Source organism: Paenirhodobacter sp. (assembly GCF_050177655.1).
In the GTDB taxonomy this organism is placed as follows: Bacteria; Pseudomonadota; Alphaproteobacteria; order Rhodobacterales; family Rhodobacteraceae; genus Rhodobacter.
On record NZ_JBFXGV010000042.1, the window covers coordinates 1 to 12,317 of the forward strand.

Here is a 12,317-nt window from a genome sequence, read left to right on the forward strand (position 1 = left end):
CAACGCTTCATTGTAAGCCGACCAGTTCGTGGTCTTGTACTTCGTAGGGGCCCAACTGCTCATGCCATCCAGCTATCATGCTGGATTCACGCAGTGAATCCCTCACCCGATTTGTGCAACAAGGCCGGGCAATGCGCTCGAAAACTGGCTGAGTGGGAACGTCAACGACAATCGTCTCTTCGGTTATGACGGCGACGACGTGGTGACGGGGGGGCGATGGCGACGACAGCCTGAGCGGCGGTGCCGGTGACGATCTGCTGCAGGGCGACGCCGGGCTCGACATCCTGACCGGCAATGCCGGTGATGACGTCTTCGTTTTCCTGAGCGTCTCGGATACCGGCGCCACCCGCGCCACCGCCGACCGGATCACCGATTTCGCGGTGGGCGACATGATCGATCTGACCTCGGTCGACGCGAATGCGCTGCGCGCAGATGTCCAGGGATGGACCTGGATCGCGGGTGCGGCTTTCAGCCATCGCGCGGGCGAACTCCGCTATGGTGGCGGTGTATTGCAGGGCGATACCGATGGCGACGGCGTCAGCGATTTCGCCATCGTGGTCAGCGGTAGTGTGGCTGAGATCGGCGATGCGCTGATGCTCTGATCGGTCCCGGCGATGCGCGCTCAGCGCAGCATCGTCGGCTCCCAAAGGCCAGTCGGCGGCAGCGGCACCGGTTCGGGTTTCGGCGCGGGCGCGGGCTTCGGGTTGCGCGCGGCTTCCTCGGCGATGCGCTGGCGCTCGGCGATCTTCTCGGTGATCGTGCGGAACGGGGCCTCGACCGTCGGATCGCTGGCCTTCGCCTTTTCATAGGCGTCATGCACGAGGCCGATCGTCTCGCCGGCGGCGAAACAGCGCGCGTCGATGCCGAAACGCGCCGCCTCGCGGTCGATGTAATCGTGCCGGCTGTCCTCCCAGTCCTTCTGCGTCGCGAGCATGTCGTCGAGCGCCTCGTTCATGTCGGAAAACAGCCAGTCCGAGTAGCGCTCCTTGATCTTCCACGAATATTCCGGCCCGATCGAGATCTTGCGGCCGCCGATGTTCACCTCGGCGAGGTTCCCCGCGCCGCCCGCGTAGAAGTCGAACTTGGCGAGCAGGTTCTCGAAGGCGCGCACCAGCCGGTATTCCGATTCCGCGCGCCATTCGCCGTCGTAATAGTCGCGCGCGGTGGCGTCGCGGTTCACCTCGATGCCGTATTTCAGCTCGCCCGCGTCGCCCTCGTAGGAAAAGCCGAACTTCGCCCCGGTGATGCGCAGATCCTTGACCCCGGGATTGGCCGGATCGTCGAGGCCGAAGCTGACCGAGACCTCGCGCCCGAGCGCGCCCTCGTCCGGTTTCACGGTGATCTCGGTGGCATGCACGCGGCCGTCGGGGTCGCGGGTGATGCCGATCTCGAAGCCGTCGAAGTCGATGCGCAGATCCTTCTCGTCGGCGGTGTTCAGGATCTCGACGCTGGAGGAAAGCGCGGCGCCGATCGCCTCCTCGACGCGGCGCTGCTGATCGGGGTCGAAGCCCATCGTGGCGAGCTTGAGCTGCAACTCGGGCGAGAGCGCCCAGATCATCCGGTCGGGCGGCACCTCGCGGCTGCTCGCCGTCGTCGCCTCCACGCGCGGGGCGACCCCGGCCTCGGCGCGGGCCTTCGCGCAATCGGGCGGCGGTCGGCCGAGCGGATCGGCCACCATCACCACCGGATTGCCGGTGAGCGCCGCGCGCGTGTCGCGATGGGCGAGCGCGTCGAGGATATTGTCGAGCGGATTGCCCCCGGCGAGCCCGGTCTGCGCGGCGCAGCTCTCGAAGATCTTCGGATCGGTCGGCAGGTCGTGGCGGGTGCAGCCATAGCCCGAGACGATGCAGGGCGGGCCCGGGTGCTGGCAGGAATAGCGCTTGTCATACTCGCCGATCGTGTCGGGGTGGTAATATTGCGCGGTGCCCGGGCTGCCATAGCCGGCGGCGCGGCAGACGCAGTTGAAATACTCCTGCGGCACCGCGACACCGAGGCTTTGCAAGACCAGAAGCTGGCGGTCATGCGGCAGCCCGATCCAGCGCTCGATCGCGTGGCTGTCATGCGCGTCGCGGCCCGCGGGCAGCGCCTCCTCGGCCGGCGCGAGGCCGGGCAGCGCCAGCGCGGCGAGCAGCAGGGGCAGGGGGGCGAGGCGGGTCATGGCGTCTTCTCCTGAACATCGGCGGCCATCAGATCGGCGAAGGCCGCGGGGTCGAAGGCGGCATCGTCGGAAAGCCGCATCCGCGCGCCGGCGTCCATCCCGGGGGGGGTGATCCAGCCACCGGTGAGCGAGACCAGCGTGACATTGCCCGGATCGGTCTTCGCCGGCCCGCCCGGCACCAGCGTCGGGAAAAGCGTGAAGCCGCGCCGGCTCGAGTCGGTCTCGCCCGTGATCACCGGTCGCCCGGCGATCCAGAGCTCGATCCGGCCCTCGACGAAGCGCAGCCCGACATGGCCGTCCCACTCCGTCTGCCACCAGGCCGCGGGCAGCACCCGGCGCCAGTGGAAATAGCTGTAATGCGCGGTGTGGAGCTGCAGCTCGAGATCGCCGGCCTGCGGCCCCTCGCGCAGCACGCGCAGGCTGATGACATCGGTCGAATGGTCCTCGTAGCTTTCCGGATCCTTCGAAAGATAGAGGCGCAGGCCGAGGTCCGGGGCCGGTTTCACCTGCAGGTCGAGCGCGTAGGGCGTTGTTTCGATGCGATAATCGAGCGCGACGGCGGGGTTGCGCGAAAGCACCGCGATGCGGTTCCAGTCGGGCACCGGATCGCGGCGGGTCAGGCGCAGCCCGGCGGCGGTGGCCTGCGCGAGCGCCGCGAATTCGGCGCGACCGGCGGAGATCCCCTCCCAGCCCGGGCCCATCGGCGGCGTGAAGAAGGTCGTCACCGGCAGCGGCGCCACCCCCGGCGCGGGGCCTTCCGGCGCGCGCGCGCGCCCCGGGCGCAGGCTGCGCGTGATCCCGCGCAGCGCCATCGCGCCCTTGCCCTCGCGATCGGCGATCGCGTCGACGGCGAGGCGCAGCCCGACGCCCTCGTGCAGCATCGGCCAGCCGAGCGCGGTGTCGGGGATGCCCTCGGCCGCGACGCTGACACGTCCGGGCCGCAGGATCAGCGCGAGATGCGCCGGCACCGCCTTCAGCCCGGTGACGGTGAGGCCCTTGTCCTCTTGGCCGCGCAGCGCGCTCAGCGCGGTGAAACTGCCGTCCTCGGCGCGGGTGAAGCGCAGCATGTAGCTGTTTCCCCCGGTCAGATTGCCGGTGTAGGTCCAGGGCGGGGTGATCCCGATGTCGATGTCGCCGGTCGCCTCCGGGTCGAAGTCGAAGCTCAGCTCCGCCTCGCCCATCCCCCGCAGCCCGTCGAGCCAGATCACCGCCTCGGGCGCGCCGATCCCGGCCCAGATCCCCCTGTCCTCGCGCCAGGAAAGACGCAGCGCGCCATCCTCGAACCGGCTGACGCGGGCATATTGCCCCTCGCGCCGCTCGTTCGGCTCCCAGAGTCCGCCAAGCCCGGTGCCGTCGAAAAGCACCTGCGCGCCGGGCGCTTCCGTCAGCGCGTCGAAGGCGGGGTCGGGGGTGAAGGGCATCTCCCGCGTCTCGACCCGGCGCAGCATGAGCTGCGTCGCGCGGTTCTTGCGTGCCACCTGCAGATAGACGACGGGCACCAGCGCCTCGCGCGGCAGCGCGGCGCGATGCGCGACCTGCGCGATCTCGTTGCCGGCGCCGTCACGGATCTCGACGATCCGGTCGGGGCGCAGCGTGACGACGAGGCGCGCCGCCCCCGCGGGCCAGCGGAAGCGCTTCTCGTAATGCTCGGCGCGGCCATTCACATCGACCTGCACCCGGCCGAGCCCCTCGTCCTCGGCGATGAACTGCACCCGCAGCGCATGCGCGTCCCAGGGGTCTTCGCCGATCCGCGCGGGCGGCACCAGCGCGAGGCTGAGCCCGGTGGTCGCCTCCGCGTCGATGTCGAGCGCGATCTGGCGCACCGCCTCGGGCCCGGGCGGGAGGATCGGTTTCGCCACCGCCTTGAAGCCGAGCTTCGCCCAGCCCATGTCGTCGGGGATCGCAACGCGCCAGCCCTCGGGGCCGAGGCGCGCCGCCGTCGCGGGATCGACGCCGTGCATCGCGAAAGGCTCGAGCCCGGCGAGCGTGCGGCCGTCGAAGATCACCCCGTCCGCGGCGGGCAGCGGCGCCTGCGCCGTGGCCGCGGTGCCCGCCAAGGTCCGCGGCGGATCGGCGGGCGGGGCGAGGGCGCCCGGATCGAGCCGAAAGCCAAGCGCGATCGCGTTCAGCGTCGCGGTGAGGGCGACATCGGCCTCGGGCGGGCGGATGGTGACGATCAGGAAGGGGCGCGGCGCGTCGGGCACGCGGTAGAGCCAGACCCGGCCGCGCGGATAGGGCAGCGCCTGGCTGTTGATCGCATAGACCTTGGCGATGGTCTCGATCGCATGGACGTTCTGCCCCGCGATCACCGGCCAGTTCTCGTCCTCGATCGACTTCACGATCAGCGCGTCGCGATAGAGCAGGCCGAGGAAATCGTCGAGCACCTGCGCCGCGGGGCGCCCGCCCTCGGGCGCGGCGGCGGCGGCCAGCACCAGCGCGTCGCGCCCGGGCGCCATCAGCACCACCTCGCGCAGGCCCGGCGCCTCGGTCGCAAAGCTCGTCCAGCCCGCGGGCTGCGGCAGCGAGAAGGCGCCGCTGGCATCGGTGAAACGATCGGCGGCGGGGGAGGGCTGCGCGGCGGCGCCCTGCACCGGCGGCTGCGGCACGGTCCGCGCGCCGGAGCTGCCGGGCGGCTGCGGCACCGGCACTGCGGGCTGCGGCGCGGGCACGGGGGCGGGCACCGGCGCAGGCACGGGGGCGGGGGCGGCGAGCGCGGGCAGGCCGGAAACGGTGAGCCCGGCGAGCAGCTCTTCGAACAGCGCGCTTTGTTCGGCGCGGGGCACCGAGGGCGGGGCGATCAGCTGGAACAGGAACTGCTCGCCCTCGGCGTCCTTGCGCGGGAAGAGCACCTCGAGAAAGCGCTCCGCCGGCCCCTCGGTCATCACCTCGAGCGCCTCCTGCCCGGCAAGCGTGCGGGGGCGATGCGCGACCACATCGTCATAGCCGAGCAGCGGTTCGTCCTGCAGCCACCAGCGCGCCCAGAGCTGGAACCGCCCGTCGGGGCTGGTGAAATCATATTCCTGATCGCGGGCGGAGCGGGTGAGCGCCCAGCCCGCGGGCACGTGGAAAGTGACGTCGCGCAGCTCATATTCCTGCGCCTGTGCCGCGGCCGGGCGGGGCGCGCAAAGCCAGAGCGCGAGGGCGGCGAGCAGCGCAAGGCCGAGCCGCGCGAGATGTGGCGCAAGGCGCGCCCGCGCCCCGGCCTGCGGTTGCGGTGCAAGAAACATTGCGGCCTCCTCCCCGGATTCCACCCCTCCAGCCTAGCGCGGCGCCGCTCACGAAGGATTGATCCAGTTCAAGGACAAGGCCGCGGCGAGGTGCTAACGGGGGAGGACAGGAGGAGGCATGAGACGTTGTTTCTCCTATGATGGCCTGCGCGGGGCGCTGCGCAGGGCCTTTGTGCTTGCGCTGGTGGTCGCCGCCGCGCTGGTGGCGGGGCGGTTCGGCCTCTGGCCCGCCGCGGGGCTTCTGGCGCTCGCCGTCGCCGCCTATGCGCTCAGCTTCCCGCGCCACGTCGCGCCGCTGCATTACGCGGCGGGGCCGGCGGTGATCGGGCCCGACTGGCTGGGCATTCTCTGGTCCGCGCTCTTCTTCGCGCTGCCGCTCTGGGCGGGCGCGGAGGCGGAGCGGCTGAATCCCTCGGCCTGGCTGCTCTGGCCGATGGCGGCGGCGGGGCTGATCTTCCTCGCAATCGGCTGGTGGTCGGAGAGCTTCGGCCTCACCCCGGGCGCCGAGGGGATCGAGCTGCGCCGCGGTTTCGCCCGGATCGAGCTGCCCTGGGGCGCGATCGCGGCGGTGCAGCCCTGGAGCCGCGACCTGCCGCGCTGGATGCGCGCGCTTGCGCCGCTGCTTGCCGGGGCACATCCGACCGCGGCCGGGGCGATCATGCTCGCCCGGCCACGCCGCGGGCTCGCGCTCGAACTCGAGGGGCACCGGCGGCTGGTGATCGAAACCGATGCACTCCGGCCCGGGCCCGAGGCGCTTTTGCAGGTGCTTGCCCGGCGGGAGGAGATCGGATGACGCGCCTTCGTCTCGTGGCCGCTCTGCTGGCCGGGGCGGCGTGGCTCGCGCCCTGCGTGCCGGGCTTGGCCGATCCGCTGCCCGGGGAAGCGCGTGCCGCCGATCCCGACAGTTTCCTGCCCGGCGAGGGCGGCTACGGGCTTTACCGCAATGCGCGATATGGCACGGTGATTTCCTATCCCACGGGCTATTTCCGGCCCGATCCGGCGCCCGACAGCGGCGACGGGCGGCGCTTCAGCTCGGTCGACGGGCAGGCATGGTTTTACGTTTTTGCGCAATACAATGCCGAGGGGCTGAGCCCGGCGCAGCAGAGCGCGCGCGACGCGGAGGAGCATGGCGGGGCAAGCTATCGCGCCGCGGGGCGGGGCTGGTACGTGCTTTCGGGCCTGCGCGGAGAGGAGATCTATTATCGCCGCGTGACCGAGGACGAGACCGGGCTGATCCGCGTTTTCGAAATCGGCTATCCCGCGGCGCGCAAGGCGGAATTCGACGCGGTGGTGAGCTATATGGCGAAGAGCTTCGGGCCGTGATTGTGGCGCGCGACCGGGGCCGGGCCGCGCCTAGAACCGCCGCTGCCAGCCCAGCGTGCAATCGACCGCATCCCAGGAATAAAGCGCGACATTCGAGATGTTGCGCCGCGCGGTGCAGCCGATCTGCGGGCTCGCCCCCATCAGCTGCACCCCGGGCAGGCGCAGGTTCAGCCCGAGACCGAAGCTGTGGTCGGAGCGCGGCCGGCCGAGCATCGGGAAAGTCGCGTCATAGCGGTGCCAGTCGGCGAAGAGGCTGACCCCGGCGGTCAGCCGCGGGCTGAAATCGCGGGTGAGGCCGATGTCGAGCGCGACGCCGCGGTTGCGGTGGTAATCCTTGCGCGTGCGCATCCGGTCGAGCGTGATCCCGTAGCTCAGCCGCGTCGCGCCGAAGCTCTGGCTGCCGGAGAGGCCGAGCGCGCGATAGGGCCCGTCGTAATAGGGTTTCTCGCGGAAGCTGCGATATTCGGAACGCGCGCGCAGGGTGAGCGTGCCGCGCCCGAGCGGGATCAGCCGCGCCGCCGAGATCCCCGCGGTGCGCTGGTCCGAGGTCACATCGCCCGGGGCGCCGTCATAGGCGCGCTGGCGCAGGTAGGTCTCGATCTGCCAGAGCCCGGGGCCGGTGAGATTCTCGTAGCGCAGCGCGATCCCCGGCTCGGCGTAGCGCTGCCGCGCGGCCTCGAACCAGGCGCCGGTGAGCGAAAAGGTCGCATGCAGCCGCTGGCCGGGGGCGAGGGCGAAGACGCGATCGGCGCTGAGCCCGAAGCTCGCGCCGAGGCCCGGTTTCTCCTCGCCGCCGTCGTCGATCAGGAAGGTGCCGAAATCGGTCACCAGATAGCGCTCGGAGGAGGTATGGCCGAGGTTGGTGGTCGGCAGCAGCGCGAAGCTGCCCGAGACCCGCCAGGGATGCGCGCGGTCGAGCGCGGTGAGCGCCGCGAGCCAGGCCTTGCGATGCTTCGGATCGCGCGCGAGGGCGCCGCGCAGCACCGCCTCGGCGCGGGCGGGCGGGCCGATCCGGTCGAGCGCAGCGGTCAGCGCGGCCTCGGCCGGGGCGTAGCCGGGCCGCTCCGCCACCACCGCGCCGAGGATCGCGAGCGCCTCGCGGTCGCGCCCGGCGCTCTGGGCCTGCGCGGCGCGCGCGAGCCAGTCCTCGAGGCCGAGCACCGTCTCCGCCCGGGCGGGCAGCGCGGCGGCGAGGCCGAGGGCGAGGATCAGCGCGAAGCGCCGCAGCCGGGGGTGCAGGGCGGGAAAGGCGGGCATGGTCAGTCCGGAACCGGGAAAGACCCCGCCGGGGCGGGGGCGCCGCCGGCGGGGTCGGGGAGGGCGTGCCCTCAGTCTTCGTAGGCGTAGAAGCCGCCTTCGACGGTCTGGCTGTCGCCGCCGTCCGCGGCGTCGGCGATGGTGCCGCTCACGTCGCCGTAGACCAGCAGATCGCCACCGTCGTCATAGAAGTCGCCGGTCATCGTCAGGGCGACATCCGAGGGGGTCTCGCCATCCGAAAGCTCACCGCTGGCGTCGGCGGTCATCGTGCTGCCGCTGAGCGTGCCGGCGACGTCGAGCGTGCCGGTGATATTTTCGGTCTTGTTCCCGCTGTCCGAATTGTAGAGGCCGAAATCGCTGGCCGAGCCGGTCACCGTGCCGCCATCGAAATCGACATCGAGCGCAAGCGCGCCGATCGCGGTCAGATCGCCGTCCTCGCCGACATCGGCGACGCCGATATGACCCGACATCGACGCCTGACCGGTGGGCATGTCCGAGACGGTGGTGATCGAGCCGTCGTCGATTCCGGCCTCGATGCGGTCGTAGGTTTCGGTGGCCTGCGCGCCGGAGCCGCCATCGCCGCCGCCGAGACAGCCGGCCAGCGCCATACAGGCAGCCGCGCTGGCCAGAAGAAGCGTCTTGTTCATATCTAAACCCCTGAATTTTCTATGATCCGCAAATGATCCGCGGTCCGCGTCGCGGTTTCGCCACGCGGGGATCACGCGCATTTGAGCGGCCGTAAGCGGGGCGGACAACCTATGAGAACTCATAGGTTGTGCGTCGCCGGGGGATCGGACAGGAGGGCCGGGCCTCCCGGGGGCGCGACCGGGATGACGCATTTTTGGGCGAAGCCGGGATGACGCAACGGAAACAGGGGCTTGCAAAGTTGTCCCGTGACAGGGGGGCGCCCTAGACTTGCGGGTACGACGTCGGTTCCGGCCGGCAAGAGGGCAGGGCCCCGGCCCGATCGAAAGGGATTTCCGGTTGCGGCCGGTCTGGATGGGTGATCCGGACGGATGGATGACGACACCTATATTCATCGGATCTACGAGGCGGTGCTCGATCCCGGCTCCTTCGCCGAGCTGCCCAACGATCTCGCCGCGATCACCGGCGCGCGCTCGTGCTGGATGCTCTGGCAGGATCCCGGGGCGCGTTTCAGCGTCGACGCCCATTCCGGCCATTGGGACGCGGGGGCGCTGCGCTTCTACGCCGAGCATGGCGCCGAAAGCGACCCGCTGATCGCGGCGAGCCATCGCCCCGGGGTGATCAACCGCTTCGGCCGGGCGACCGACGTGGTCGGGATGGAGCGGTTCCTCGGCAGCACCTTCTACAACGAGCATGTGCGCAAGGAGGGCTCCGATACCTATTGGGTCGCCGGGGCGAGCTTCGACACCGTCTGGGGCACCGGCACGATCGGGCTGCATCGCTCGCGCGGGATGGGCGATTTCGATGCGGCGGTGATGGCGCGGCTTTCCCGGCTCGCGCCGCATCTGCGCCGCTGCCTCGTGCTGCGCAGCGAGATCGGCGCGCTGCGTGGCCTCGCGCTGACCGCCCCGCCCGAGCGCGCGATGCTGCATCTCGATGCCGAGGCGCGGGTGATCTCGCTCGATGCCGGGGGCGAGTGGCTGCTGCGCAGCCATCCGGTGTTTCACTATCGCGCCGGGCGCTGCGCGCTGCGCGGGGAGGTGGGGCGGCGTTTTCAGGGCGCGCTGCGCCGCGCCACCCGGTCGCGCGCGCCGATCGCCGATATCGTCTTCGTCGATGCGGCGCATGGCGCGGTCTCGACCCCGCCGGTGCAGCTCAGCATCTTCCCGAGCAGTGTGCGGCGCGGCCATGCGGTGGTGATCGCGCGCCCGCGCGTCGCCGAGCCCGGGCTGCCCACCCGCGCCGAGGTGCCGCCGCAGCTTTCGCCGCGCGAGATGCAGGTGTTCCAGCTGCTCGCGCGCGGTCAGCGCCGCGACCGGATCGCGCATCTGCTTGGCGTCTCGCTGCCGACGGTGGACCTGCACATGACCAATCTGCGCCGCAAGCTCGGCGCGCAGACGATCCCCGAGGCGATCGCGCGCGGCTACGAACTGGGGCTGCGCTGAACCGGTTGCGCGCTTTCGCCGCGGGGGGCGGCGCGACCGATTCGATGCATTCCCTCATTCAGAAACGAATATTTAAGGGCATCGTGCGAGCAAGGAAGCACTGGACGGAGGTTTCCATGCTGGCTTTTCTGTCGCGCATCCATGCGCGCATCTACGCGATCGTTCTGATTTCGGCGCTGGCGCTGGCCGTGCTGTCGGAGGTGATGCTGCATCTGGCGGTCGAAAACGCCTATGACATGCGCGAAAGGCATCTGAGCGATGTGACCGACACCGCGATCAGCATGCTCGCCGAGCTGCAGGAGGAGGTGGCCGCCGGCAAGATCGCGCTGCCCGAGGCGCAGGCGCAGGCGCGTCTGCGCCTGACCGAGCTGCGCTATGGCGGGGACGGCTATTTCTTCGTCTTCGACCGCAACCTGGTGATGCAGGTGCATCCGACGATGCCCTCCTGGATCGGCAAGAGCCAGGCCGGCTATACCGATGCCCATGGCACGCCGATCTTCACCGAGATGCGCGACATCGTGGTGAAATCGGGCGGCGGCTCGCTGATCTACTACTTCAAGAAACCCGAGAGCGAGACGCCGGAGCGCAAGATCAGCTTCGTGCGCGAATATGCGCCCTGGGGCTGGATCGTCGGCACCGGCTCCTATGTCTCCGACATCGACGCGGCGCTGAGCAAACTGCGGCTGATGAGCCTCGCGATGCTGGGCATCAGCTCGATCGCGCTCGTCGGGCTCTCGACGCTGCTCGCGCGCTCGGTGACGCGACCGATCGCGGCGATCGGTGCGCGGATGGCGGCGATGTCGGCGGGCGATACCGAAAGCGACGTGCCCTTTGCCCGCGCGCGCAACGAGATCGGCGAGATGGCGCGCGCGGTGGAACAGTTCCGCCTGTCCCTGATCGAGAAGCACCAGCTCGAGGCGGCGCGCGCGGAGCATGACGCGGAGCTTGCGCGGGCGCGGGCGGCGGCGGAGGCGCTCGAGCGTGAGCAGGCGGCCCGGGAGGCCGAGGCGGAGCAGGAAAAACTGCGTCAGGAGGCGGCGCTCGCGCGTGAACGCGAGGCGCAGCGCGCCCAGGCGGAGGCGGAGCGCGCCGCCCAGATGCGCGAGCAGGAGGGGGTGGTGGACGCCCTCGCCAACAGCCTCGCGGCGATGTCGGAGGGCGATCTGACGGTGCGCATCGGCCAGACCTTCCCGCCGGCCTATGAAAAGCTGCGCCAGGATTTCAACGCGGCGATGGAGAAATTCATGCTGCTCGCCGGCTCGATCGTGGAGAGCGCACGGCTGATCGAGGCGGAGACCGGACAGCTCAACTCGGCCTCCGACGAGCTCGGCCGGCGGACGGAGACCCAGGCCGCCTCGCTCGAGGAAACGGCCGCGGCGATGAACCAGATGTCGAGTTCCGTCGGCGGCTCGAGCGAGCGGGCGCGCGATGCGGCGGTCGCGGTCGGGCGCACGCTGGAAACCACCGGTTCGGGGCGTGCGATCGTGCGCGACACGGTGCAGGCGATGCATCAGATCGAGGACAGTTCGCAGAAGATCTCGAAGATCACCGGGGTGATCGAGGAGATCGCCTTCCAGACCAATCTGCTCGCGCTGAACGCGGGGGTCGAGGCGGCGCGGGCGGGCGAAAGCGGGCGCGGCTTCGCGGTCGTGGCCTCGGAGGTGCGCGCGCTGGCGCAGCGCTCTTCGGAGGCGGCGCGCGACATCGCCGAGCTGATCGGCACGTCGGAGAAACAGGTGAAATCGGGCGTTGCGCTCGCGGCGCGCTCGGATACCGCGCTGCAGGAGATCGAGACGCTGATCACCGAGCTCGACGCGCTGGTGAAGGGGATCGAGGTCTCGGCGCAGGAGCAGTCCTCGGGGATTGCCGAAGTGACCACCGCGATCAATCAGCTCGACCGGGTGACGCAGCAGAATGCCGCGATGTTCGAGGAGAATTCCGCGGCGGTTCAGGCCCTTCTGAGCGAGGCGCGGGCGCTGCAATCGGCCAGTTCGGTCTTCACCCTGAGCGGGGGCGCGGCATCCGAGGCGGAGCCGATGCGCGCCGCTTCCTGACGCGGGACCGAAATCGCCGGCGCGCGGGGGGCGGTTGTCTCCCCGCGCGCCGGCGCGCTTTTGCCCCCGTTCCGCCCATGTGCTGCCGCGCAGAAAAATATCCGCGAAACCGGAGGGATTTGTCCGAGGTCAAATAAGCAAAGCTGAATGTATGCTTATTGGCGGACAAGACTGGACTCGCCTTCCCTGATTTCCCTGCATTCCGCAG

9 protein-coding genes and 1 pseudogene are annotated in these 12,317 nt (G+C 70.3%); 6 read left to right on the forward strand and 4 right to left on the reverse strand.

The window, feature by feature from the left end:
- The first annotated feature begins 109 nt into the window (after positions 1–109).
- Together AB7U46_RS13715 and AB7U46_RS13720 are read left to right on the forward strand one after the other, a co-directional pair.
- A complete protein-coding gene (locus AB7U46_RS13715; RefSeq protein ID WP_428337570.1) occupies positions 110–250 on the forward strand; it encodes a hypothetical protein in 141 nt (46 codons plus the stop codon).
- A pseudogene (locus AB7U46_RS13720) lies at positions 222–602 on the forward strand (M10 family metallopeptidase C-terminal domain-containing protein); the annotation flags it as partial. The gene AB7U46_RS13715 and the pseudogene AB7U46_RS13720, both read left to right, overlap by 29 nt.
- A 20-nt stretch (positions 603–622) precedes the next feature.
- Here AB7U46_RS13720 and AB7U46_RS13725 read toward each other — a convergent pair.
- Both AB7U46_RS13725 and AB7U46_RS13730 read right to left on the reverse strand, forming a co-directional pair.
- Positions 623–2,158: a hypothetical protein gene (locus AB7U46_RS13725; RefSeq protein ID WP_428337544.1), complete on the reverse strand. Its 1,536-nt coding sequence runs from the start codon at positions 2,156–2,158 to the stop codon at positions 623–625.
- Positions 2,155–5,385: a hypothetical protein gene (locus tag AB7U46_RS13730; protein ID WP_428337545.1), complete on the reverse strand. Its 3,231-nt coding sequence runs from the start codon at positions 5,383–5,385 to the stop codon at positions 2,155–2,157. Before AB7U46_RS13730 ends, AB7U46_RS13725 begins: the two co-directional genes overlap by 4 nt.
- Before the next feature lie 118 nt (positions 5,386–5,503).
- Here AB7U46_RS13730 and AB7U46_RS13735 point away from each other — a divergent pair, with 118 nt between their 5' ends.
- Together AB7U46_RS13735 and AB7U46_RS13740 are read left to right on the forward strand one after the other, a co-directional pair.
- Complete coding sequence (locus AB7U46_RS13735) at positions 5,504–6,178, forward strand: hypothetical protein (RefSeq protein WP_428337546.1); 675 nt, start codon at positions 5,504–5,506, stop codon at positions 6,176–6,178.
- Entirely contained in the window at positions 6,175–6,708 is a 534-nt protein-coding gene (locus AB7U46_RS13740; RefSeq protein ID WP_428337547.1) for a hypothetical protein, read from the forward strand. Before AB7U46_RS13735 ends, AB7U46_RS13740 begins: the two co-directional genes overlap by 4 nt.
- 30 nt (positions 6,709–6,738) lie before the next feature.
- On the opposite strand, the gene AB7U46_RS13745 is transcribed toward AB7U46_RS13740, so the two are convergent.
- Both AB7U46_RS13745 and AB7U46_RS13750 read right to left on the reverse strand, forming a co-directional pair.
- Positions 6,739–7,965 (reverse strand): surface lipoprotein assembly modifier, encoded by a 1,227-nt coding sequence (locus AB7U46_RS13745; protein WP_428337548.1) that lies wholly within the window; start codon positions 7,963–7,965, stop codon positions 6,739–6,741.
- Positions 7,966–8,036: 71 nt separating this feature from the next.
- Positions 8,037–8,612: a hypothetical protein gene (locus AB7U46_RS13750; RefSeq protein WP_428337549.1), complete on the reverse strand. Its 576-nt coding sequence runs from the start codon at positions 8,610–8,612 to the stop codon at positions 8,037–8,039.
- A gap of 369 nt (positions 8,613–8,981) precedes the next feature.
- Between AB7U46_RS13750 and AB7U46_RS13755 the strand changes: the two genes are divergently transcribed.
- A complete protein-coding gene (locus AB7U46_RS13755; protein ID WP_428337550.1) occupies positions 8,982–10,055 on the forward strand; it encodes a response regulator transcription factor in 1,074 nt (357 codons plus the stop codon).
- A gap of 116 nt (positions 10,056–10,171) precedes the next feature.
- Entirely contained in the window at positions 10,172–12,109 is a 1,938-nt protein-coding gene (locus AB7U46_RS13760) for a methyl-accepting chemotaxis protein (RefSeq protein WP_428337551.1), read from the forward strand.
- Positions 12,110–12,317: the final 208 nt, after the last annotated feature.

Excerpts from the sequence above, each read along its gene's own strand:
- AB7U46_RS13750 (WP_428337549.1), bottom strand. The coding sequence starts at position 8,612 with ATGAACAAGACGCTTCTTCTGGCCAGCGCGGCTGCCTGTATGGCGCTG.
- AB7U46_RS13725 (WP_428337544.1), bottom strand. The coding sequence starts at position 2,158 with ATGACCCGCCTCGCCCCCCTGCCCCTGCTGCTCGCCGCGCTGGCGCTG.
- AB7U46_RS13740 (WP_428337547.1), top strand. The coding sequence starts at position 6,175 with ATGACGCGCCTTCGTCTCGTGGCCGCTCTGCTGGCCGGGGCGGCGTGG.
- AB7U46_RS13760 (WP_428337551.1), top strand. The coding sequence starts at position 10,172 with ATGCTGGCTTTTCTGTCGCGCATCCATGCGCGCATCTACGCGATCGTT.
- AB7U46_RS13730 (WP_428337545.1), bottom strand. The coding sequence starts at position 5,385 with ATGTTTCTTGCACCGCAACCGCAGGCCGGGGCGCGGGCGCGCCTTGCG.
- AB7U46_RS13745 (WP_428337548.1), bottom strand. The coding sequence starts at position 7,965 with ATGCCCGCCTTTCCCGCCCTGCACCCCCGGCTGCGGCGCTTCGCGCTG.
- AB7U46_RS13755 (WP_428337550.1), top strand. The coding sequence starts at position 8,982 with ATGGATGACGACACCTATATTCATCGGATCTACGAGGCGGTGCTCGAT.
- AB7U46_RS13735 (WP_428337546.1), top strand. The coding sequence starts at position 5,504 with ATGAGACGTTGTTTCTCCTATGATGGCCTGCGCGGGGCGCTGCGCAGG.